The organism is Blautia sp. NSJ-175 (genome assembly GCF_022867815.1).
GTDB lineage: Bacteria > Bacillota > Clostridia > Lachnospirales > Lachnospiraceae > Blautia > Blautia celeris.
Genome location: NZ_JALIFQ010000016.1, coordinates 11749 through 34328, shown reverse-complemented (window position 1 = coordinate 34328; position 22580 = coordinate 11749). Strand labels below are relative to the sequence as shown.

The 22580-nt window shown below is 44.3% G+C and carries 18 protein-coding genes; all 18 read right to left on the bottom strand.

The window, feature by feature from the left end:
• Positions 1-32 precede the first annotated feature (32 nt).
• The 18 genes from MUB35_RS21340 to MUB35_RS21255 all read right to left on the bottom strand — a co-directional run bounded on the left by MUB35_RS21340 (position 33) and on the right by MUB35_RS21255 (position 22509).
• On the bottom strand, positions 33-1166 hold the full coding sequence (locus MUB35_RS21340; RefSeq protein WP_033139936.1) for a hypothetical protein: 1134 nt from the start codon (positions 1164-1166) through the stop codon (positions 33-35).
• A 36-nt stretch (positions 1167-1202) separates the two neighbouring features.
• Entirely contained in the window at positions 1203-1979 is a 777-nt protein-coding gene (locus MUB35_RS21335) for a PP2C family protein-serine/threonine phosphatase (protein WP_244806801.1), read from the bottom strand.
• 36 nt (positions 1980-2015) lie between these two features.
• Entirely contained in the window at positions 2016-5378 is a 3363-nt protein-coding gene (locus tag MUB35_RS21330) for an AAA family ATPase (protein ID WP_244806800.1), read from the bottom strand.
• 17 nt (positions 5379-5395) lie between these two features.
• Positions 5396-6739, bottom strand: a complete 1344-nt coding sequence (locus MUB35_RS21325) for a protein kinase domain-containing protein (protein ID WP_052099051.1) — start codon at positions 6737-6739, stop codon at positions 5396-5398.
• Positions 6740-6861: 122 nt separating this feature from the next.
• Positions 6862-7626, bottom strand: a complete 765-nt coding sequence (locus MUB35_RS21320; RefSeq protein WP_033139938.1) for a PP2C family protein-serine/threonine phosphatase — start codon at positions 7624-7626, stop codon at positions 6862-6864.
• A 51-nt stretch (positions 7627-7677) separates the two neighbouring features.
• A complete protein-coding gene (locus MUB35_RS21315) occupies positions 7678-8244 on the bottom strand; it encodes an FHA domain-containing protein (protein WP_244806799.1) in 567 nt (188 codons plus the stop codon).
• 131 nt (positions 8245-8375) lie between these two features.
• Positions 8376-11072: a protein kinase domain-containing protein gene (locus MUB35_RS21310; RefSeq protein ID WP_244806798.1), complete on the bottom strand. Its 2697-nt coding sequence runs from the start codon at positions 11070-11072 to the stop codon at positions 8376-8378.
• Positions 11073-11175: 103 nt separating this feature from the next.
• Complete coding sequence (locus MUB35_RS21305; protein ID WP_244806797.1) at positions 11176-12513, bottom strand: penicillin-binding transpeptidase domain-containing protein; 1338 nt, start codon at positions 12511-12513, stop codon at positions 11176-11178.
• Positions 12482-13861: an FtsW/RodA/SpoVE family cell cycle protein gene (locus MUB35_RS21300; RefSeq protein WP_244806796.1), complete on the bottom strand. Its 1380-nt coding sequence runs from the start codon at positions 13859-13861 to the stop codon at positions 12482-12484. The genes MUB35_RS21305 and MUB35_RS21300 overlap by 32 nt, the downstream gene beginning before the upstream one ends.
• A 258-nt stretch (positions 13862-14119) precedes the next feature.
• Positions 14120-14587, bottom strand: a complete 468-nt coding sequence (locus MUB35_RS21295) for a zf-HC2 domain-containing protein (protein ID WP_244806795.1) — start codon at positions 14585-14587, stop codon at positions 14120-14122.
• Entirely contained in the window at positions 14580-15029 is a 450-nt protein-coding gene (locus MUB35_RS21290; RefSeq protein WP_390425922.1) for an RNA polymerase sigma factor, read from the bottom strand. The genes MUB35_RS21295 and MUB35_RS21290 overlap by 8 nt, the downstream gene beginning before the upstream one ends.
• A 371-nt stretch (positions 15030-15400) precedes the next feature.
• Positions 15401-15808 carry a HEPN domain-containing protein gene (locus MUB35_RS21285; protein WP_033139944.1) on the bottom strand — a complete coding sequence of 136 codons (408 nt, stop codon included), beginning with the start codon at positions 15806-15808 and terminating at the stop codon, positions 15401-15403.
• Positions 15801-16136 carry a nucleotidyltransferase domain-containing protein gene (locus MUB35_RS21280; protein ID WP_033139945.1) on the bottom strand — a complete coding sequence of 112 codons (336 nt, stop codon included), beginning with the start codon at positions 16134-16136 and terminating at the stop codon, positions 15801-15803. Before MUB35_RS21280 ends, MUB35_RS21285 begins: the two co-directional genes overlap by 8 nt.
• 322 nt (positions 16137-16458) lie before the next feature.
• A complete protein-coding gene (gene tuf, locus MUB35_RS21275) occupies positions 16459-17652 on the bottom strand; it encodes an elongation factor Tu (RefSeq protein ID WP_033139946.1) in 1194 nt (397 codons plus the stop codon).
• Between the two features lie 150 nt (positions 17653-17802).
• Complete coding sequence (fusA, locus tag MUB35_RS21270) at positions 17803-19923, bottom strand: elongation factor G (protein ID WP_033139947.1); 2121 nt, start codon at positions 19921-19923, stop codon at positions 17803-17805.
• A gap of 14 nt (positions 19924-19937) precedes the next feature.
• Positions 19938-20408 carry a 30S ribosomal protein S7 gene (gene rpsG / locus MUB35_RS21265; RefSeq protein WP_206539809.1) on the bottom strand — a complete coding sequence of 157 codons (471 nt, stop codon included), beginning with the start codon at positions 20406-20408 and terminating at the stop codon, positions 19938-19940.
• Positions 20409-20614: 206 nt separating this feature from the next.
• Positions 20615-21028, bottom strand: a complete 414-nt coding sequence (gene rpsL, locus MUB35_RS21260; RefSeq protein WP_018596937.1) for a 30S ribosomal protein S12 — start codon at positions 21026-21028, stop codon at positions 20615-20617.
• 182 nt (positions 21029-21210) lie between these two features.
• Positions 21211-22509, bottom strand: a complete 1299-nt coding sequence (locus MUB35_RS21255; RefSeq protein WP_244806794.1) for a glycoside hydrolase family 3 protein — start codon at positions 22507-22509, stop codon at positions 21211-21213.
• Between the last annotated feature and the right edge of the window lie 71 nt (positions 22510-22580).

Below are 22580 nucleotides of genomic sequence, written 5' to 3'. Positions count from 1 at the left end.
CTCCTTAATCATTTCCACCATAACCGCTGCATCTACAGCAGCTGCAGAAACAGCTCCAAATCTTCCTCCGGTTCCCTCAGTTCCAACTCACGGATTCTTCTCTTTACATAATCCGCTACGGATTCTAACTCCCCCTCTTCATAAAACTTTTCTATATCAGGGGCACCGGATTTCTTTTTCTGCACCAGCACATCTTCAATATTCTGGAAACTGCACGCTTCTTCATTCCATACAATATCCGGACAGCACCGATCGATCAGCTCTTCCAGGCCGGCAGTAAGCTTTCTGCCGGCATCACTGAACAGAACAGAATCATTCAGATACAAATCTTCCAGGACAAAAATCACCGCTGATTCTATCCTGTCCTTTGGACACAGGGCTTCCATCCCGGCAAGCTCTAACATGCGGTTAATATCCTCCACCGGCATGGTCAGATGAATGCCCATGGCAATCAGAAGATTTCTTCTGGGGACAATACCTTTTCGCTTTAAGTGTGAAAAAGCATTGTTATATGCATTTTTCAGCTTTTCATCATCCACCAGACTGTTTATATTGCGCTCCTCCAGTTTAAAGTACTCTTCCAGGAACTTATAAAGCTTACGGTTTCTCCCTTCAAATACTTCCATATGTTCTTCCAAAAACTTCTTAAACTCCTGATCTCCCATTACTTCAAGAAGCGCTGCATTGAGCTCAAAGGTTTTCTCTTCCGTCCCATCCAAATGCTTCTGTTCCGGCTCCTTTTCCTCCTGCATTTTCCTGTATTCCTCCATATAAAATTCATACATGGAATAATCCTTTTTATTGTGAATCAGGTAAATAAAGATGGCATCTTCAGGGTTCTTAACATATAGTGCGGGATATTTTGCATTTCTGGTAAGCAGCCGGTTAATCTGCTCCAGCTGAAATCCCCAATACATGCCGATTCCCACAACCTGTTCCCGTTTTGTGGGAATTTTCTGTTTCCACTGTCTGGCAGTATTGCGGGTAACTTTGCAGTAAGCCGCAAGTGCAGCGATCGTACCGTTTTTTTCTTCCATCCAATAAGCAAATACATCTGCCCACACGGTCATCGCATCCTGATGTTCCTCCATCAATTTCAAAAAGTTCTCGTTATCTTCGCAGCGTTCCAGAATATCTCTGAATGCCATAGTCCTAAGTTCTTCCATAAAATCCTCCTTGTATTATACATAGAAATTCCATTTCTATTGAATTTCCAGCAGCACTGCCGTGACATTATCCCCGGCCCCTTTCTTGACTGCCTCTTCCGTCAGCACATCCGCCCCACAATCCTGCTGCAGAAGCCCTAAAATCTCCTCCGGCTCTGTCTTATCCAAAAGACCATCTGATGACAATAAGATTTTATCACCTGCCTGATATTTATTTCTGCTGTAAAACAAATGGTCCACAGACACTCCGGAATCATCTCCCAGGTAACCGAGAAGAAGGTTTCTCTCACGGCTTTCTCTGTATTCTTCCCGGGATATTGTCCCTTTTTTTAGTTTTATTCCCGCCATGGACTGCTCCTCACTCAGCATGGTAATTTTACCGTTTCTCACCAGAAATATGGGGCTGTCCCCTATATTAAATGCCTCTATAGTTCCGTCCGGGTTCAGCATCACCAGAGCAATGGTCGTTCCGCCTCTGGCCTGTCTGCACCTGTAATAATCCACGATTTCCTGGTTTAGCCTGCGTATCTCTCCGGCAATATCCATTGGCGTAAAGGGCCTCTTTGCCTCCCGTAAAAGTCCTTCAAAATATTCTACTGCCTTACGGGACGCATCCTGCCCATACTGTTCTCCCCCCATCCCGTCACAGACTATGTAGATCTGCTGTTTTGTTAATTCTGATGTCCCTTTATAGCAGAATTCTCTGCTCTGATCGCTTATTTTCTCTGTATCAATCAGAAAATCATCCTGATTTTCCGACCTGCCTCCCACTCTGGAACTGGCTGATATTTTAACACTGTTAATAGTCTTCATAGTCTCCCCATTCTTTATCACACTTGTCATTGCTTCTTATTGTTCCAAAATAGCTTTTAGCTCTTCTTTCCCCAACTGATTCTTAGCCAGGAGCTGCCTGACAAGAAGGTCGATGGTATTCCGGGACTCTTTGACAATCTCGATGGCCTTTGTAAGCTCCTGTTTCAGCATCTCATTAACTTTCTGCCTTACTTCATCGCCCAGTGTTCCATGCTGCATTTCTTTCTCTGAATACACGGCCAATCCGAATTCCTCATCCATTCCGTAACTGCAGATAATACTCCTGGCAATGCCGGTAGCCTGGCGCAGATCACCTGATGCTCCGGTGGAATTACCGTCTTTTTTCCCGTAATAAACGATTTCTGCCGCTTTTCCTCCCAGTGCCGTGCGAATCATGCCCAGCATCTCCTCATAGGTACGGATAGGCCTTTCACCGGAAGACTTCTGCATATAACCCCCATGTCCGCCTCTGGCTGCAATAGTCAGATAACAGGGCAGTTCCCCGTTCTTCCAGCTCAGAAGTGCATGGCCGGCTTCGTGCCTGGCTACGCGTTCCAGATATTCCCTTCCCCAGTCTTTCTTTTCTCCGTGCATCGTGAGTTCAAAAGCTTCATCCAGAATCCTGTCTGTGACAGCCGTTCGCATTTTATGAGCATTTCTTTTTGCCAGCTCCACCACAGATTCCAGATTCGCCAGACTCATTCCCACAGAACGTTCCGCAATCTGTTTTAAAATATCTTCTGATATCGCTGCCTGACATTTCCCTGTCTGCAGTTTCAGATACCGGTATCTGGCAGCCTCGTCCGGCAGTCCTACGCGTATCTTCCTGTCAAATCTGCGGGACAGGGCCTGGTCAATCACACCGATTCCCTCTGCCGAACGGTCTACCTCATAATTTGTGGCTGCCAGTACGAATATGGGGCGCCGGGGATCTGTCTTTATGCCATCCATTTCTGCAAGCAGGGCATTCAGTGTTGCCTCCTCTGCTCTTCCGGACTCTCCACCGGTGCGCTGCCGCCCAATCGTGTCTATTTCATCAATAAAAACTACAGAAGGCGCATATTTTCTGGCTTTTCCAAACAGTTCCCGTATGGCTGCCGGACCGGTACCCGTATACTGTTTAACAAAACTGCTGGCCTCCGCTGCCAGAAAAGTCACTCCTGATTCTCCCGCCATAGCTTTTGCCAAAAGTGTCTTTCCTGTACCCGGAGGACCGTACAGCAATACACCTTTTGGGGCAGTCAGCCCTTCTGCCAAGAATCTTCCGGGTTCCTTCAGATACTGTACAAAAAACTTCAGCTCTTCTTTCGCCGCATCTGCCCCAATCACATCCTCAAAACGGACTTTTGGTCTTTCCGCATCAGTCATCACATGCTTCTCATCTCCGGCTGACAGTACCTGCTCCAGGGCAAAATCCCGAAGCCGGATTTTTATGGTTTTTCCGCCTTCCTCAATAATCGGCGCCGTGTCAAAAGTAAGAATTTTAGCCTGTTCCTTCAGCTGCCTGGCCATTCTCTGCATATATGTGGCTTTCGCTATTCTGCGTATCTGTTCTGCTGCACCATCCCCGCTTTTCTGTCCTCCGCGTATCACCCCGCACACGCCTTCTGCTGCAAGCCTGCGCTCCAGCTCTTTATCTATGACAGCTTTCTGCCCGGCTCCTTCCACTTCTCCTTCCATCAAATAAATGGGAAGTTCCGGTATCTGTCTGTGGAGCATCCGGATCCATCCCCTTATTTCTGCCAAATCGGAAGCACCCAATGGTACATGGTCAAAACAGCATATTGTTTTGGACATATCTGCATCCCGGCCGCTTCTGCAAAGAGGCTTCATCTGCAGTACAGCAAACTGTATATTCTGCGCCTCTACGATACCCGCAGCTTCCTCTTCATCTTTCGCTGTATGGATGCGCAGCTCTTTCAGTTCCTTTTCCAGTTCCTTTTCCCCTGTGCCCAGAAGCAGCATGTCCGTCTGTCCGGGATTCTTGTAAAGCCGCCGAATCTCTTTCTTATCTTCCGGAATCTCGGTGACAAATTTCACGGTCTGAAGCGCGGAAAGGGACTTCTCTATATTTTCTTTTGTAAACAATTCAAACACTTTGCGCAGCTCATCCCGCAGAAAGTTTCCTGCTTTTGCGGACAGGTTCCTGGCATCCGGCTGACCTCCCTGGGCAAAAAGAAGACTTGTAAAAATGCTCTTTTCTCCCACAACTTTTATCTGATATGTATCTTCAAACTGCTTGGCAGCTTTGACAAAGGATTGTTCGCATATATTTTCCAGGTCTTTTGCCTGCAAATGACGGAACATCAGTACATACCCTGTACTCATTCTGGAACAGACTGCCTGAGGAAAGTAGGGAATACCGGTTGCCGGATCCACATCTGCGCCCAAAGCATCCAGTATTTTCTTTGGTGATAAATCTGCCGCATCCGGAGCATCCTCCGCCTCATATATGGTCCTGCCCGCATTCGTGGTAAAGATAATGATAGTGTCTTTGAAGGAGATCTTATTTCCTTCATATAAATCTGTCAGACTTCCTGCATCCAGAATTTGAAGAAAAAGATGAATAACTCCCCTGGAAGCCTTTTCCACTTCATCAAAGAGCAAAACACACCTGGGATTTTTTTCTACGAATTCGGTCAGAATACCTTTTTTCGCATTATTGTACGTTTTTGCAAATCCTGCCAAATCGCATTCGGAATCCTTGTGTGAATAACCACTCATATCCAGACGTAAAAATGGCAGTTCCATTTCTTTTGCCGCTTCCTCTGCAAGGAATGTCTTACCGACCCCCGGAGGACCTGCGAATAGGAAAATACCGCTGGGTTTTCTCCGCTCCGGGTTGACAGCCTCTGTTATGCCGGCGTTCCAGATTCCGTCTGCAAAAGCATTTACCGCATGTTCCTGCCCATGTACCCGTGCAAGAAGTGTTTCCCTGAGTCTGCCTACTTTATCCACAAGGTGTTGTATCTGCTCTTTCCTGTGTATTTCCACCTCACTCAGGGGGGTTGTATGGTTTATATATGTTTTCAACACTCTCACCGAAGTCAGCACTCTCTCCCCACGCCGTTCCGCACCTGCAATACACAGGGCCAGAAAAAGCTTGCAGCTCTCCTCTGCCCTTTTGTCATCTGCTGTCTCCTGATTTCCGTGATGCCTGATATAGCGAATAATATCCTCAGCCGGTACTTCCTTCAATACACTGTTCAAATCAAAAACTTCCTGCAGCATCGCATCATCCGGTGCCAAATGCAGATATCCGGCCATAAGCTCTACAGGCATTCCTGCAGCTTTAATAATTTCCAGAAGGATCCGGTCCTCTCCACTGAACCCGGCATTTTCTCTTTTATGATTTTCCGCCATTTTGATGGCATAAAGAAAAACTTTTGAATATTTCATAATATTCCCCCTTAATTTTATTTCAAAGCCTCCAGAATCTGATTTTTAAATTCTCTGGCTGTTGTATAGGTACTGCTCTCTTTCTCTTCCTCTTTGAGCACTTTATCAATTACCTTTGCCAGTCTGACCGGGATTCCGGGGTTTCTGGTCAGGATAGGCTGAACATCATTTTTATAGATATATTCATAAATATCTTTACAGCCGTTTTGGTCGCGCACATACCTTCCTGTAAGAAGATAATAATATGTAGCTGCTGCTGACCATACATCCACCTCAGGCTTTGCGTCCCGATAGTGATTAAGCTGCTTTCTGGAGCAGAATAAGGCGGAGCCGCAGTACTGTCCTGACAATGTAGGTAATCCCCCTGCAGTCTGTCCTGCAAGTTCAAAGGCTTTGGCAAGACCAAAGTCAGAAAGTTTAACCGTGCCGTCCTCTGCCAGCAGTATATTCTGAGGTTTAATGTCTCTGTGCACCACACCTCTTACCTGCCTTTTACCTCCCTTTGATTCCATGATAATCTGCGCATTATGAGCATAATCCAGGGCATCTAATATCTGGCATATGATTTCCGTTGCAAGACGCAGCCCCAATTTGCCTCCATTGTTTGCACACAGATCCTCCAGGCTGCCCCCTTTGCAGTATTCCATAAGAATGTGAAAATCCCTGCCGCTGAAAAGCAGCTGATGGGTTGTTACAATGTTTGGATGCTTCAGCTGCATCATAACAGATGCTTCCCGCATGAACCAGAAGCGTTTCTGGGGATTCGTCTGCGCAGCGGGATGCATGAGCTTTAATGCCATCTGTTTATGGGTTTTTACATCCTCCACTAACTGTACACTGGCAAACCCTCCATGCCCCAGCGTTTTCAGTATTCTGAGACCCACAACTGCGTTGGCATACTCCCGTTCTGCTTCTTCCTGTTTTTTAATGGCTTCATTGACTATATCGGAAATCTGCATTTTTCCGTCCGGCTTCTCTTCTTCGATATTCACGATGAACTGTTCCCTGTGCCCTGCAGTTCCCATACCTATCACGTCACTGTCCTTAAGCCTGACCTCACGGTAGGAGCCTCTTCTTCCCTCCTCCGCTGACATGCCGTCCTCTCTTTTTCCGATGATCCTGCCGTTTACATAGGTTCCGTTAAGGCTTCCCATATCTCTGACAACGACATATGGAGGGTCAATTTTGAAAAATGTATTAAACCTGGAAATCCTGTCATTACCTGTTACATTTATTTTATTTACAATGGTTCTGTCTTCTTTTGCCGTTCTTCCGATGATTGCTGTATCTACGCAATGAAATGTCCATGTCTGTCCCTTCAGACTTCCTTCTATACATTTGATGGTTACCATATCACTCATGATTCTTCCTCCTCCATATCTGTTTGTTATCTTATTGGTAACTGTTCCGTACTCCCGCCTTTGGCGATGGAATTTTTACCGCTGCTGAATAGTAACTATTATTGTACCATATACAAATTTACTCATATCATTACTTTCAGGCAGATCACGGATATATTATCTCTTCCTCCGGCAGAATTTGCTGCCTGAATCAAACCTGTACATATTTTTTCCGGCTTCTTTCTGTTTCTGATTATTTTAAGCATCCGGGAGTCCTTCACAAGCCCATGAAGGCCGTCACTGCAGAGTAGAATGGTCTCTCCCGGTTTGGTATCCGTAACAGTTACGTCTGCTGTGGCCGGACTCTGCATCCCCACATATCGTGTAAGCATGGAAGAGAAATGCTCTCTTTTTATCTCTGTTTCAGACATATCTCCATGCTCCCGGGCAGCCTGTGCAAAATTATGGTCTACTGTAACCTGACGCATTTTCGTATCATAGCGGACAATTTTATATCCCCTGCTGTCACCCATGTGAATCCAGATGGCCTTCCCACCCAGAAGCATGACACCTGTAAAAGTGGCACCGTACTGGATAGCTCCATGGCAATTCCCCTTTTCATAAATTTTATTGCTGACCTCCTCCAATCCCTGTCTGAGTTCTTCTGCTGCCCGGTTCACATCCTGGTGTTCTATATAGTTTTTCCGTACCTCTTTTGCCACCACAAGCATTGTCTTAACTGCTAATTCTGCTGTAAGCGTCCCATACAAAACGCCTCCCATTCCATCCGCCACCGCAAAAAATTCTGCCGCCCGGGAACAAAGAATCCTGTCCTGGTTTTCTGTTCTTACTTTTCCTATATCTGTTCTTACAGCCGCCAATACTCCGCATTGTTTTTTCATCTTCATAATTCCGCCTGTCCTTTCTTATCACTGACTGTTTCTATGGATTCTTCTGATTCAATCTCTTTTTATTTCAGACTTACCGCCTTTTACCTGCGTACCACTTCTCCATACTCGTGTGTGGCCTTCATCGTTTCGGGAAAAATCATCCATGATATTTACCCTGGATATCTTGCAGGCTACATTTCCAAGATAAAGTGTCATCCTGTCTTCCAAATCTATCTGATATACTTTCTTATTCTTATAATATACACCATTCCTGGAACCGCAGTCTTTTAGAAAAAAACCTTTTTCATCACTGGCAATAACCGCATGCTTTTCTGACACATAGGAACTCCTGATTCTCAGGTCACACATCCTCCCCCTTCCTATATAGAACCCTTTCGTTCCCACATCACCGATTTCCTTTCGCTTTACCACATTTCCCTTCGAATCCAACACTTCTATTTTCCAGAACCCCATAATGTGTGTCTCCATCATTCTGTCTTTTACTTCCTGAAACTCCTCCCCGAGCTCTCCCATCTCCGGCGGAATTTTTCCCAGCCCACCGCATACCCGGGTGATCACAAAAATAATCACTCCCAATATTAAAATAACGGTTATCTGACCTAATAAACTTGACATGCTCCTTACCTCCTGTGTGGATTATTTTTTAACTATCCTCATTATATCTCTTTTGATTACAGGACTTTATTTATAAATAACCACCTAAAAAAAGAGGCGCCCCCCGGCAGCCTCTTTTCCGTGATTGTTCCTTAATTTTTTTTATTTAACTCCCTGATTTCCTCCATCTTTTCCTTCATTTCCTCTTCGCTCCAAAAGGGAAGCTGCATATAAGAAGCCTCTTTGTGTTTCTCTTCAAATGCTTTGGAGTAATTTGCCTGCTGCTCCACAGGCACTCCCACAAACCAAAGCCCCTTTGTATAAGAGGATTCCATGATCGCTGAGTAATCCAGATCCTCCGTATAACTGATAATTACTCTGTCCTGACTGCTATTCACCTTTTGAAGACTAATGAGGGGAGTATAGTCAGCTATTGGATTGCCCTGAAGGGCAAGCACTTTATACTCGATGCCTGCGGGAAGTCCGGAAATATCCGTTATCCGGTTCTGATCCAGCAGAAGCCCCTCCACGTCTGTTCCAAGTGCGCTCAAAACCGTAATATCCTGTATCCGATTTCCTCCCAAATCCATATAAGACAGTTCCTTGCTGTCCTTCACCGCTGTGATATCTTCTATCTGATTTCCCCGGACAGACAGTATCTTCAGATTCCATTTCTTCTCAAGTCCTGCAAGGGACGAAAGCTGATTGTTATCTGCCCTTATTTCGGACAGCTTCTGACATTCTGCCAAAGGTTCCAAAGTCGTAATCTGATTATCCGAAATTCTCAGGGTCATAAGCTCAGTAAAGGAATTATCTAAGGCGGAGATATCCGCAATCCGGTTTTTTTCCAGATTCAAATATTCTAACTTACTGCAGCTTCTGATCGGGCTGATATCCGTAATCCGGTTCCTGTCAAGTTCCAGGTTCACAAGTCTTGTCATTTCCGAAAGGACGGAAACATCCTGAATCTGGTTTTCCCCTAAATCCAGCAGCCGCAATTCCCTGCATCCGTTCAATGGTGACATATCCGAGACCTGATTGCCTCTCAGCCGCACTGAGCTGAGGTCCTGACAGAACGTCAAAGGGGTAATGTCTGTAATTCCGGCCTGGCCTGTCTCTTCTGTATGGCTTACATTTAATTCGTTTAATTTTCCACATGCCTCCAATGCTGACAGATCATCTATGCCTGAGTTTTCTCCGCTAAACCTGGTAAGATTCGTACAATATCCTATGAAGGACCAGTCACACCCCTGTATAAATGTATTGTCCAGCTCCAGAGTGCGAAGATTTCCCATCCCTTTCAAAAATTCCAGGGTACGAATCCCCTTTGTATCGGACAAAACCAATGTATCCAGGCCGGTAAATCCCGCAAGAGAAGCACCAACCTCCGATAAATCAGCATAATTTATCCTCAATTTTTCAATCTGAGGATAACTGCCGTCCGCAAATATCTGCCCGTTAAGACTCTGAAAATTTTCCCGGTCTCCGATTATCTCCAGATATTTCAGATTCTCCAGCTTCTCCAGGGGTTTCAGCGAAGTAAATCCGATACAGTCTCTGATCCTGATCTGCTCCAGATTCTCCATAGCAGCCATCCCTTGGATTGCCTGATCATCCAGCCTGCAGGATTCAAGATACAGAGATGTCCTTTTCTTGTCTTTTCCCACTTGTTTCAGTATCTCCGGTGTTACTGTCATATCCCGTATGAGAGATGACATATCTGTATACTTATAAGGATTGGCTCTCCACGCAGTGATAATACTGATCAGTATTATAAATAGTATAAGCCCTGCTGTTCCCATTAAAAGAAATTTCTTATTTCTAAATATTCCTGTTTTCTCTCTTTTTTCCTTTCTTTTTACTTCGTATACTTTAGTATCCGCTTCTGAGCTCTCTTCGTTTTTTGCTTCTATGACCTCTGCTTCTGCACTCTTTTCTTTCTCATTCTCCCATCCCTCTCCTCCTACTGTAGCCAGATTTTCTGAAAATTTCTCCGCTCCTCTTTCCCCGGCAGTTCTTTCCTGTTCCCCCAAAGCAGTTTGTATTTTGTCAAGCAGTTCCTCCATGGACTGTATACGGTCCTCCCTGCGGACTGCCATTCCTTTCATCAGCACCTCTTCCAGTGCGGGAGCAATCTCCACGCCAAGGTCAGAAGGCCTGGAAATCCGGTCCTCGTGCAAGCGCTGCAGGCTGTATTGGGGGGTAACCCCGGTTATGCATTTATAGATTGTGGCACACATTGCATATACATCGGTCCATGGTCCCTGATCGTGACCACCTCTGCACTGCTCTTCCGGAGCATAACCCGGTTTATAAATGATACTGAGCGTCCCCTCTGCATTTTCCACATCCCTGGCCGCCCCAAAGTCCAGCAGTTTTATCTCATTTCCTTCCAGCACCATAATATTGTCCGGACTGATATCCCTGTGTATCAACCCTTTTTTGTGAATCTTCTCCAAAACCCGCATTACCGGTTTCATGTAATCAAGAGCCAGAAAAACGGGCAGACTTCCGTACTTTTCTATATATTTTTCTAAGGTAATACCATCCAGATACTCCATGACAATATAGACTGTCTGATTGGCTTCAAAATAATCTCTTACATTTACAATACCCGGATTACCGGCAAGTCTGGCCATGGTTCTGGCTTCCTCCAAAAATCTCTGTTTCTCTTTTTCCGAAACATAACTCTGCTTTTTATATTCTTTGACTGCTACCGGCATCTTCAGAACCAAATCCTGCGCCAGATATGTAGTCCCAAAACCACCGGAACCGATCACTTTCTGAATCTCATATTTTTCATTCACAACGGTTCCCAATGGCAATCTTCCCAGTATAGCTTCATCCAACACTTTTTCCCCCTCACACTGTCTCAACGTGCAATGTTCTATGGTACATCTAAAACTTTTTTTAATCATACTATATTTTTCACGCCTGTTCCATATATTTCTATTATCTGCTATACAATTTATCATACATATTCATGACTGCCCCTTTTAATTGGATTCCGTATCCGCTCTCCTCCAGTTTACAGGCAGCCACTACATAATCCTCATTGAATGTGACCAGATAGCACTTGTTTTTATCACCGGCCACTTCTGCCGTCCCGCTCTTTGCACAAATTCCGTATTCTGTCATTCCGTAATACTGACCTGCTGTTACCTGCATAAGATTTTTTAATGTTTCAGCGTTTTCTTTACGAAGGGGAATCGCCAGTTCTTCTTCCTTTCCCTTATACAGTGTCTTTCCGTCCAGAGTAATCTCGTCAACCAGGTAGGGGCGCAGCATGACACCTCCGTTTCCAATACTCTGGGCTATCATTGCCAGATGAAGAGGCGTCACCAGAGTTTTTCCCTGACCGTAACCGGTATCTGCGATCAGGGCCTCACTGTAATCTCCCATATCCAGATGTGATTCCAGCGTAGTAAAATCCAGTTCTATATCCTGCCCGATCAGATACTGAGACGCTTTCCTCTCCAAAGTGCTTCCCCCAATCCTGAGAGCCATAGTGCCGAAATATACATTTGAGGAATTACCTAAAGCTTCCTGCAATGCAATGGTACCAAAAGCCGCATTTCCACTGTTTTTCACCACATGACCTCCAAGGACCGTATTTCCCTTATCTTCTATGATATCTTTTTCAAGCCCTTGCTCTAAAAGGGCAGCAGCGGTAACCATTTTAAACGTACTCCCCGGTTCTGCTGCATCCTTAAACCCATTTGGGAGGAAAAACCCCTCCGTCTGATTCCACTCCTCCATGTGGTCAGCAATCTGATTCGCATTAAATTCTACTGTTTTTGAGGAAGCTAAAGCAAGTATTCTGCCGGTACGGATATCCAGAACTATCATAGAACCTTCCATCCCTTCAATGAGGCTGTATGCCTTTTCCTGAATCTGATGGTTTAAGGTAAGTGTTATATCTGCTCCCTTTTTATTTTCCCCCTGCATATAAAGATAGCTCTCATATCTTCCCCGCAGCCCATATTTGCCATAAACCGGATCATTATACCCAAGAAGCCAGGAGTAAGATTCCGGATAAAACAAAGTACCGCTTTTCCCCGGCTCTGTTCCCTCGGAAAGAATAGTTTTGCTGCTATCCCAAATCGCACCTTCTATGGTCTCCTGACGATACATATTTTTTAATGTACTCTTCTTTAGTTCATCTGTGCCGGTGTTGAGCCCTTTAACTGCAGAGGTTCTTCCCATAAGAAAATAGCAGAATACCACCACCAAGGCCAGGATAACTGCCAGCAATACTTTAGTTCTCTCTAATAACTTTTTCTTCTCCATATCTTTCCCTCTCCTCTTTTCCATTTGCTTTTTTTCCAAACCTTCTGTGGTCTGTACTGCCACACCCCAGGTACAAAATCAGCGCTGCCATCATAAATGCTGCCATAAGTGCTGTTCCCCCATTACTGACAAATGCAATCGGAACTCCTGTCATCAGGAAGAAACCTGTGGAGCCCAGAATCATGAGCATAGATTCTGCAAACAAATAATAGACACATCCAACCACAATACCGGTATTTTTCCCTGATTCTGCCCCCAGATAAAGTTTAATACCTTCCACCAACAATGCCAAAAACAACAAAACCATAAGAATTCCAACTGCCAGTCCCATATGCAGCAATATGGATGTAAAAATGTAATCAGAATCCTCCACAGGTATCTTAACCGGATAATCACTGCCAAACCAACCGCCCAGAGCCATGGCTTCTCTGGCTTTCATTCCCTGGTATCCGGTCCCCAGAGGATCATTCTCCGGATGCAGCCATATAGTAATTCTGGACTGGACTTTTATGACCATGCTACAGCACTTTTGTAAAAACGCAGAGATATCTGCCCTGCCATTGGCATACCAGAGAATCCCTGCACCAATACCTGCTCCTGTAATTCCCACACCTGCAAAAGAAACCAAAAGACCCAATAAAAAACGCCACGATTTTAAAAACAAAATGCAAAAAACACCATAAACCAGAAGCATGAGCAGAAAAGATCCCATCTCGCTGATACCTACGGAAAATAATAAATTGATGCCCAGATATCCTCCGGAGACCAGCAGTTTCATCCAGTCTTTCCACTCCATACAACAGAAAATCATTGTATTCACATACACAAACAGTATTTTTATAAATTCTGTTGGCTGGATGGAAAACGCTCCAAATGTAATCCATGCCCGCGTTCCCTGGGCATCTGTTCCCAAAATCAGCAGTACAAGATAAATCATCACTGTGGCAAGCACAGCAGACACAAGTATTTTTTCAGGTTTCCAGATACTGAGCCATTTGTAATGGGTAAATATCATAATTCCTGCTGCCGCCACTGATGCAAGAAATATAATCTGTTCTTTTACCGCATAAGATGAAGATTCATTCTGGATGATACACTGCATGGCAATTCCCATATACAGCAGTAAAATGCAGAAAACAGGAAATTTGAAACTTGTTTTATGATAAAATGAAAATATAAGGGCAAGAGCTGTCACTGCCAGCATAGGCAGAAACAACGCCAGATAATGCTCCAGGCTTCCTCCTCTTGCTTTCACAAAAAAAAACGTTACCGTTTCTGCGCCTAACAGGGACAGCATTATTCTGCTAAATGCTGGATTTCTTACTGCGGATTCTATTTTTCTTCTCATATTGCAACCTCCCGGCCTCATTGCCTGTGTTTTCATTTCCTTTATATTTATTATATATAATTTATTTTGAGGTTCTGTTTTTATTTGACCACTTTACCCGGCGCATGTTTATGCACTGTACTCTGAATAGGTACGGAACAGGGGGAAGGATATTTTTACACAACAAAAAGCCCGCAGAACCTAAGTTCTACGGGCATATTATGCTCGGATACAATATACCATATGGTACTCTATGTGATAAAATGTCAGTAAATTCTTTTAAAACATTTTTTTTGCGGTATTCTTTCTGATTATCTTTCTGATAAGCAGTATGAGCAAAAAATAAACTGCACATACTATAATCCCCGCAACACAACTCCATGACGCCAATACATACCAAAGACTTTTTACTCTTTGAATTTGATAATTGGCTATCTCTCCCCGTTCGAGAACCGTAAGCCCTAATACAGCAATTGGAAAACATGCACCCAAAATAAAAGCTATAATTGCCCCCAAAGCCGTCAGCGCTTTTTGATAAAATCTAACTTTTTTTAAAGGATTATTTTTTAATTCAACATCAGAAGTTAGAACATCTATCTGCATTTTCATATCATCCATCTTTTTTTTACAATCTTTGCATTGGCTTAAATGTCTATCAATATCCTTTTTCGTTTGTTCCGATAATATATCATCCTGATACAGCGGTAATAGATCCGAAATAATATAACATGGAAGCTCTTTATTCATCTTTCAAAATCTCCTTTACAATTTTTTGTTTTCCCCTAAAGAAAGTGACCCTTGTCCAGTTTTCTGTTTTGCCGATAATCTCACCGATTTCAGCAAAAGATAAATTACTGATCAACCTCAGATACATGACTTCACGCACCGGCTCATTCAAATCATGTATCAACTGTAAAATCTCTTTTTGTTCCCATTGAACATTTATATCTTTTTTATCTTCTATTTCCAGGATATCATCCTCTATGGATAAAACCTCCTGATGTTTTCTTACATATTTCAGCCAAACATTTTTAGCGATTCCACACAACCATGTCAATATGGAGCTATTCCCCTTAAACCGGTCAATACATTGAACAGCTTGAAAAAAAGTCTCCTGCGTAAGCTCTTCTGCAAGATGTTCATTATTTGTCTTACTCAATAAAAACAAAAATACTTTTTTTGAATACATCTCGTATATTTCTTCTATCGACTGCACGTTTACCCTCCCCTCCTTCTACTCGTTAGTACCAAATTCTCCTATTTTGTTACAACCTTATATTATATTTTTACACAACAGAAAAACCCCGGAAACCTTACGGTTCCGGGGCATCTTATGCTTGGACACAATGTACCATAGATACGAATCTATATTTAGATTATATTACTCGATGATTGCAGCAACACGGCCTGAACCAACAGTACGTCCACCTTCACATTTTAATCTGACCCAAAACGCGGACCTTTAAGGACAGTTTTTATCCTAATCGCTGCTATTACCGCTATTTTTACGAATTATAATGTGCCACCGCAATTTTTTTAGAACCATATTAGAACCACGGCTTATATCACTATACCTCTGTTCTGCTCCAGATAAATCCTTACACTAACCACAATGTCCTCAGCAGAATGTAATTGCTCCGCAGTCTCATCTAATGAAGCAATGTAGAAATCATCATAATCGCTGGCTTCTCTTTTCCGTTTTAGGCGCCCCAGCTTTCTCCCAATCTCTCTAGGAAAAATATCTGTAGCCACAAAATACTGATTAAAATATGCAACCGCATCTTTGTGTCTTTTAAAATCAACCTCCCCCAAAGCTAATACTGCCTTTATTGCATAAAATGCAGCATAATAGCCCCGATTAATAGCATCCTTATAATGTCGGTTTTCCATACACAATTTTGCTGTTTCTAAAGTCTCCAACGCGGTCCGATACCTGTATATGCATAAATCTTCCGCTTTGCTATCCATTTATCACTACCCCTTCATCTCTTACATTTCTGTAGAAAGGCAAAGTGTCCACCCAATATTCATACTGTGCTTCATTCTTTATTATCGGAGAAATATCTATGCCCGTCTCGATTTCTATTTCAAAGGCTATATCATACACATCATTTTCAATCCGCTTAATTTCCGAATCACTCATTTTAACCAATATCATTAAATCCACATCGGAAAAATCATGATTATCCCCCCGAGCATAGGAACCATAAAGAATCACCTTCGATAAGCTGCTGCCCAACAGCTTTCTCAACTGCAAAGAAAACTTATATACTACATTCCTTACATCATCTGGCATATCACATCCTCCTTTCATTTTTATTATATCCCATCCAATTTCCTTTGTATACAAGAATATATGATCATCTTACTAATGCCGCTTGTCCAACAATAACAATTTGCCATTAAAACATGCTGAATCCACATCAGCTATCAAAAATAGAACCAAAACAGAACCACGCCTTACGTTCTGTCGCCCACACACTGCTCTGCTGCAAACACTGACTGCCGTATCTTTTATTCTTTTACACAACAGAAAAACCCCGGAAACCTTACGGTTCCGGGGCATCTTATGCTTGGACACAATGTACCATACGGTACGAATCTATATTTAGATTTAATTACTCGATGATTGTAGCAACACGGCCTGAACCAACAGTACGTCCACCTTCACGGATAGCGAAAGTAAGACCCTGGCTCATAGCGATCGGGTGGATCAGCTCGATTGTCATCTCTACGTTATCACCAGGCATGCACATCTCTGTGCCTTCCGGTAAGTTGCAGACACCTGTAACGTCTGTTGTTCTGAAGTAGAACTGCGGACGATAGTTGTTGAAGAACGGTGTATGACGGCCACCCTCGTCTTTTGTCAGAACGTAAACCTGAGCTGTGAATTTTGTATGGCAGGTGATGGAACCTGGTTTAGCCAGAACCTGTCCTCTTTCGATCTCGTTTCTCTGAACACCACGAAGCAGTGCACCGATGTTATCACCAGCCTGAGCCTCGTCTAACAGTTTACGGAACATCTCGATACCTGTTACAACTACTTTACGTGTCTCTTCTTTCAGACCAACGATCTCAACTTCTTCAGATACGTGAAGAACACCAGCCTCTACTCTACCGGTAGCAACTGTACCACGACCTGTGATAGAGAATACGTCCTCTACAGGCATGATGAACGGTTTGTCTGTGTCACGCTGAGGATCCGGAATCCAGCTGTCAACTGCAGCCATCAGTTCCATGATCTTGTCGCCCCACTCGCTGCTGGGATCTTCCAGAGCTTTCAGAGCAGAACCCTGGATGATCGGTGTGTCATCGCCCGGGAAGTCATACTCGCTTAACAGCTCACGGATCTCCATGTCAACCAGCTCAAGCAGCTCTTCATCGTCAACCATATCACATTTGTTCATGAATACAACGATGTAAGGAACGCCTACCTGACGGGACAGAAGGATATGCTCTTTTGTCTGAGCCATAACACCATCAGTTGCAGCAACAACCAGGATAGCGCCATCCATCTGAGCAGCACCAGTGATCATGTTTTTAACGTAGTCAGCATGGCCTGGGCAGTCAACGTGTGCGTAATGTCTGTTTTCTGTTTCATATTCAACGTGAGCAGTAGAGATTGTGATACCACGTTCTCTCTCCTCCGGAGCTTTATCGATATTAGCGAAATCTACTGCTGCGTTACCTGCAACTCTCTCAGAAAGAGTTTTTGTGATAGCAGCTGTCAGAGTTGTTTTACCATGGTCAACGTGTCCGATGGTACCAATGTTACAATGCGGTTTGCTTCTTTCAAATTTAGCTTTTGCCATTTTGAATTTCCTCCTTATTCACATGCGCCCCGTCTGGGCAATTTTATTATTTTTTTGTTGCCTCATAACGAGGCGGTTGGAATATCAATATATTCAACCTGCTATCCTTGATTATATTGCAAATCAAGGATATTTGCAAGTTTTTAATTATTATTTTCCTGTTTTTACTGAAAGTACTTTTTCCTGTACGGATTTCGGAACCGGCTCGTATTTCTCGAAGAACATGGAGTAGTTACCACGGCCCTGTGTTCTGGAACGCAGGTCTGTTGCGTAACCGAACATCTCAGCCAGAGGAACGAATCCGCGGATCATCTTGCCTCCGCCGATATCATCCATACCCTCGATACGTCCACGACGGGAGTTGATATCACCGATAACATCACCCATGTAGTCTTCCGGAGTAGTAACCTCTACACGCATGATAGGCTCCAGGAGAACCGGTGCTGCCTTCGCCATAGCTTCCTTGAATGCAAGAGAACCTGCAATGTGGAATGCCATCTCGGAGGAGTCGACCTCATGGTAAGAACCATCATATACGTTTGCGTGGATACCAACAACCGGGAATCCTCCCAGGATACCAGCCTTCATAGCTTCCTCGATACCTTCGCCGACAGCCGGGATGTATTCCTTAGGAATAGCACCACCAACAACTGTGGATTCAAACTTGAACAGTTCTTCACCGTTGGCATCCATAGGCTCGAATTTAACTTTACAGTGACCGTACTGTCCACGACCACCGGACTGTTTTGCGTACTTGCTGTCAACATCAGCGTTCTTGGTAAAGGTCTCTTTGTAAGCAACCTGAGGAGCACCAACGTTAGCTTCTACCTTGAATTCACGAAGCAGACGGTCAACGATGATCTCCAGATGCAGCTCACCCATACCGGCGATGATTGTCTGACCTGTTTCTTTATCTGTATGCGCACGGAAGGTCGGGTCTTCTTCGGCAAGTTTTGCCAGAGCCTCACCCAGTTTGCCCTGTCCTGCTTTTGTCTTAGGCTCAATAGCCAGCTCGATAACAGGTTCCGGGAACTCCATGGATTCCAGGATTACCGGATGCTGGTCATCACAGATTGTATCACCTGTTGTGGTGAATTTGAATCCGATGGCAGCAGCGATATCGCCGGCGTAAACCTTATCCAGTTCCTGTCTCTTGTTAGCATGCATCTGCAGGATACGTCCAACACGCTCTTTTTTGCCTTTTGTTGCATTCAGCACATAAGAACCGGAGTTCATGGTACCGGAGTAAACTCTGAAGAATGCCAGCTTACCAACGAACGGGTCAGTCATGATCTTGAATGCCAGTGCTGCGAACGGTTCGTCGTCAGAAGAATGCTTCTCAACTTCGTTTCCGTCCATATCCTGACCTTTGATAGCCGGGATATCTGTAGGAGCAGGCATATATTCCAGAATGGCATCCAGTAATTTCTGAACACCTTTGTTTCTGTAAGCAGTACCACAGCATACAGGAATGGCTGCACATTCGCAGGTTCCTTTTCTCAGGGCTGCTTTCAGAGCTTCAACAGAAGGTTCTTCACCTTCCAGATATTCCATCATTAAGTCATCATCTAACTCGCAGATCTTCTCAACTAACTCTGTGTGATACAGTTCTGCGTCATCAGCCATATCCTCCGGGATATCTGTGATGGAAATGTCCTCGCCTTTTTCATCATTGTAGATGTAGGCTTTCATTTCAAACAGGTCGATGATTCCTTTGAATTCATCCTCTTTACCGATTGGGAGCTGAAGACAAATTGCATTTTTACCTAAACGAGTCTTAATCTGTTCTACGGCACCATAGAAATCTGCACCCAGGATATCCATCTTATTGATGAATGCCATACGTGGTACATTGTAGGTATCTGCCTGACGCCATACATTTTCAGACTGAGGCTCAACGCCGCCTTTTGCACAGAATACACCAACAGCACCGTCAAGTACACGTAAGGAACGCTCTACCTCTACGGTAAAGTCAACGTGACCTGGGGTATCGATGATATTGATACGATGTTCCAGTGCGCCTGGTTTGCTTTTACAGTTTTCCTGTAAAGTCCAGTGACAGGTGGTAGCGGCGGAAGTAATTGTGATACCTCTCTCCTGTTCCTGCTCCATCCAGTCCATGGTAGCAGTTCCTTCGTGAGTATCACCAATTTTATAATTAACACCAGTATAGTATAAGATACGCTCTGTAAGAGTGGTCTTACCGGCATCGATGTGAGCCATAATACCAATGTTTCTGGTTCTATCTAACGGATATTCTCTTCCAGCCAATGGATTTTCCTCCTCTAGAATCGATAGTGAGCAAATGCTTTATTTGCCTCAGCCATCTTATGCATGTCTTCTTTCTTCTTAACAGATGCACCTGTGTTATTCATAGCATCTAATAACTCATTAGCCAGTCTGTCCTCCATTGTCTTCTCTCCTCTTTTACGAGAATACAGAGTTAACCAACGAAGAGCTAATGCCTGACGTCTTTCCGGTCTAACCTCGATCGGCACCTGATAGGTAGCACCACCGATACGTCTGGCTTTTACTTCCAGAACCGGCATGATGTTGTTCATTGCTTCTTCAAAAACTTCGATTGCCGGTTTGCCGGCCTTTTCCTCCATTTTAGCGAACGCACCGTATACGATCTTCTGAGCTACACCCTTCTTACCATCTAACATAATGTTATTGACAAGTTTGGTAACCACTTTATTTCCGTATAACGGATCTGCTAAAACGTCTCTTTTTTGAGTATGTCCTTTACGTGGCACGTTACTTCCCTCCTTAATCATTATCAAAATTCGGACAACGGTCATTGCCCTTAACGATTAGATCATCGGTACTCACACAACTATTTTGTATGTCCGTACTCGGTAAATCCTATATAGAAACCCGCAGCCACAACCTGGGTCTATGGAATCCCGGTACAAAATCAGTCTTAATAGTTATATCTGTGACTTCAAATGATTCTAATTAATTATTTTTTCGGTCTCTTAGCGCCGTATTTAGAACGGGCCTGACGTCTGTTAGCAACGCCTGCTGTATCAAGTGTACCACGGATGATGTGGTATCTTGTACCTGGTAAGTCTTTTACCCTGCCGCCACGGATAAGAACAACACTATGTTCCTGAAGGTTATGTCCTTCACCTGGAATGTAGCTTGTTACCTCGATTCCGTTGGAAAGACGAACTCTGGCGATTTTTCTAAGAGCAGAGTTAGGCTTTTTCGGTGTAGCAGTTTTAACCGCTGTACACACACCCCTCTTCTGCGGAGAAGACATATCTGTGGTCTTCTTCTGTAAAGAGTTAAAACTCTTCTGAAGCGCCGGAGCTGTGGACTTCTTTACGGAAGTCTGACGTCCTTTTCTTACTAACTGATTGAATGTTGGCATTCCATTTCACCTCCTGTATTATTTCTCTTCTATATTATTATAGAAGAAATGAGTGGCTGCCAGTTATTCATTATCATGAATAAATGATTTTACGCGCAAAAAAACTGCGTCTCCATGCACGCTCTCTCATTATATCCATGGAAAATCGTGCTGTCAAGGAAATTTTTCAAAAAAATACAATTTTACGGGTATTTCTTCATTTTCAAACGCAGAATGCGCTCCACAGAGGCGTCGATTCTCGCTTCGCTCAAATCTCCCTCCTCCACGGCATCCAGCACACCATGGTAGGCGGCCCTGAAATCATCCGGCATCAAAAGCATGTCCGCACCCGCCAGAAGCGCTTTCACAGAAGCTTCAGCCGGACTGTACACCCCGGATACCGCCTTCATATTCAGGGCATCCGTGATAATAAGGCCGTCATATCCGTACTTGTCCCTGAGAAGTCCTGTCAGAACCTGCTCTGAGAGTGACGCGGGCGTATCATCCCCCAGGGATTTCGGTATGGAGATATGCCCTGCCATGATGAAATCAGGCTCTGCCTTGATTCCTTCCTGAAAAGGAACCAGTTCTTCTGCCTCCATCTCCTCCAGGGTCTTGTCCGTGTAAGCCCGCCCTTCATGGCTGTCCTCCACAGTGCCCCCATGCCCCGGAAAATGCTTCAGGCAGGCGGAGACTCCATTGTCCTGCAGCCCCTTAACCACCTGTGACGCCATAGCACCAACCAGACGGGGGTCTTCCCCAAAGGAACGGTTCCCTATAACAGTATTGCCAGAATTGGTAATTACATCCGCATCAGGAGCAAAATCTATATTAAATCCTAATTCTTTCAAATAGGATGCTAAGTTTTTTCCCACATCGTAGGCACGGGAAGTATCCTTACTGTCCCCTATGGCCCGCATACTCTCATATCTGGTGACAGAGAAATTTTTGTTTCCCGCTACCCGGGACACTTCTCCGCCCTCCTCATCCACCCCCAGAAATACCGGAACCCCCGCAATCTCCTCCGCGTAGCTCTGGGTCTTTGACAGCATTTCCTTCAACTGATCCGGTCCCTGGATATTACGGGAAAAATATACGATCCCGCCCACAGGGTACTGCTCATAGGCTTTCTTTGTATCCTCACCGGCAACGGTAGCCGCATCCACCTGGGTGATGTCCTCAGGTGTGACAAAGAAAAGCTGCGCTGCCTTCTCCTCAAGGCTCATGCTCTTCACTTTATCCTTAACCTCACGGGAGATATCAGGTGATACATAGACCTGGGACGGCCCTGTATCCGTCTCTTTGGGGTTCTCCTGTACCGTATCTGCCGCGTTTACAGGCTCTTCCTCCTTTTCCCCGCTTTGGGTATGGGAGGCAGATGCTGTCTCTGTTCTCTGGTTTCCTGACTTTAAGGTAATGACGATCAAGACAATGGATAAAACGACGATGATGACTCCCATGGGAACCAGCATCCATAAAGGTGACTTTCTTTTTTTGTTCATACTTGTCCTCCTTTAAAAGACTGCATAACCTGAATATACAAAACCGCTCCTCCGGTCATTTTCCGGAAAAG

What these genes read in the sequence shown, in the direction of transcription:
- MUB35_RS21255 (WP_244806794.1), bottom strand. Translation starts at nt 22,509, where the DNA reads ATGAACAAAAAAAGAAAGTCACCTTTATGGATGCTGGTTCCCATGGGA.
- MUB35_RS21280 (WP_033139945.1), bottom strand. Translation starts at nt 16,136, where the DNA reads ATGCCAGATGATGTAAGGAATGTAGTATATAAGTTTTCTTTGCAGTTG.
- MUB35_RS21335 (WP_244806801.1), bottom strand. Translation starts at nt 1,979, where the DNA reads ATGAAGACTATTAACAGTGTTAAAATATCAGCCAGTTCCAGAGTGGGA.
- tuf (WP_033139946.1), bottom strand. Translation starts at nt 17,652, where the DNA reads ATGGCAAAAGCTAAATTTGAAAGAAGCAAACCGCATTGTAACATTGGT.
- rpsL (WP_018596937.1), bottom strand. Translation starts at nt 21,028, where the DNA reads ATGCCAACATTCAATCAGTTAGTAAGAAAAGGACGTCAGACTTCCGTA.
- MUB35_RS21320 (WP_033139938.1), bottom strand. Translation starts at nt 7,626, where the DNA reads ATGAAGATGAAAAAACAATGCGGAGTATTGGCGGCTGTAAGAACAGAT.
- MUB35_RS21285 (WP_033139944.1), bottom strand. Translation starts at nt 15,808, where the DNA reads ATGGATAGCAAAGCGGAAGATTTATGCATATACAGGTATCGGACCGCG.
- MUB35_RS21290 (WP_390425922.1), bottom strand. Translation starts at nt 15,029, where the DNA reads ATGTATTCAAAAAAAGTATTTTTGTTTTTATTGAGTAAGACAAATAAT.
- MUB35_RS21300 (WP_244806796.1), bottom strand. Translation starts at nt 13,861, where the DNA reads ATGAGAAGAAAAATAGAATCCGCAGTAAGAAATCCAGCATTTAGCAGA.
- MUB35_RS21305 (WP_244806797.1), bottom strand. Translation starts at nt 12,513, where the DNA reads ATGGAGAAGAAAAAGTTATTAGAGAGAACTAAAGTATTGCTGGCAGTT.
- MUB35_RS21340 (WP_033139936.1), bottom strand. Translation starts at nt 1,166, where the DNA reads ATGGAAGAACTTAGGACTATGGCATTCAGAGATATTCTGGAACGCTGC.
- MUB35_RS21315 (WP_244806799.1), bottom strand. Translation starts at nt 8,244, where the DNA reads ATGTCAAGTTTATTAGGTCAGATAACCGTTATTTTAATATTGGGAGTG.
- MUB35_RS21325 (WP_052099051.1), bottom strand. Translation starts at nt 6,739, where the DNA reads ATGAGTGATATGGTAACCATCAAATGTATAGAAGGAAGTCTGAAGGGA.
- MUB35_RS21330 (WP_244806800.1), bottom strand. Translation starts at nt 5,378, where the DNA reads ATGAAATATTCAAAAGTTTTTCTTTATGCCATCAAAATGGCGGAAAAT.
- MUB35_RS21295 (WP_244806795.1), bottom strand. Translation starts at nt 14,587, where the DNA reads ATGAATAAAGAGCTTCCATGTTATATTATTTCGGATCTATTACCGCTG.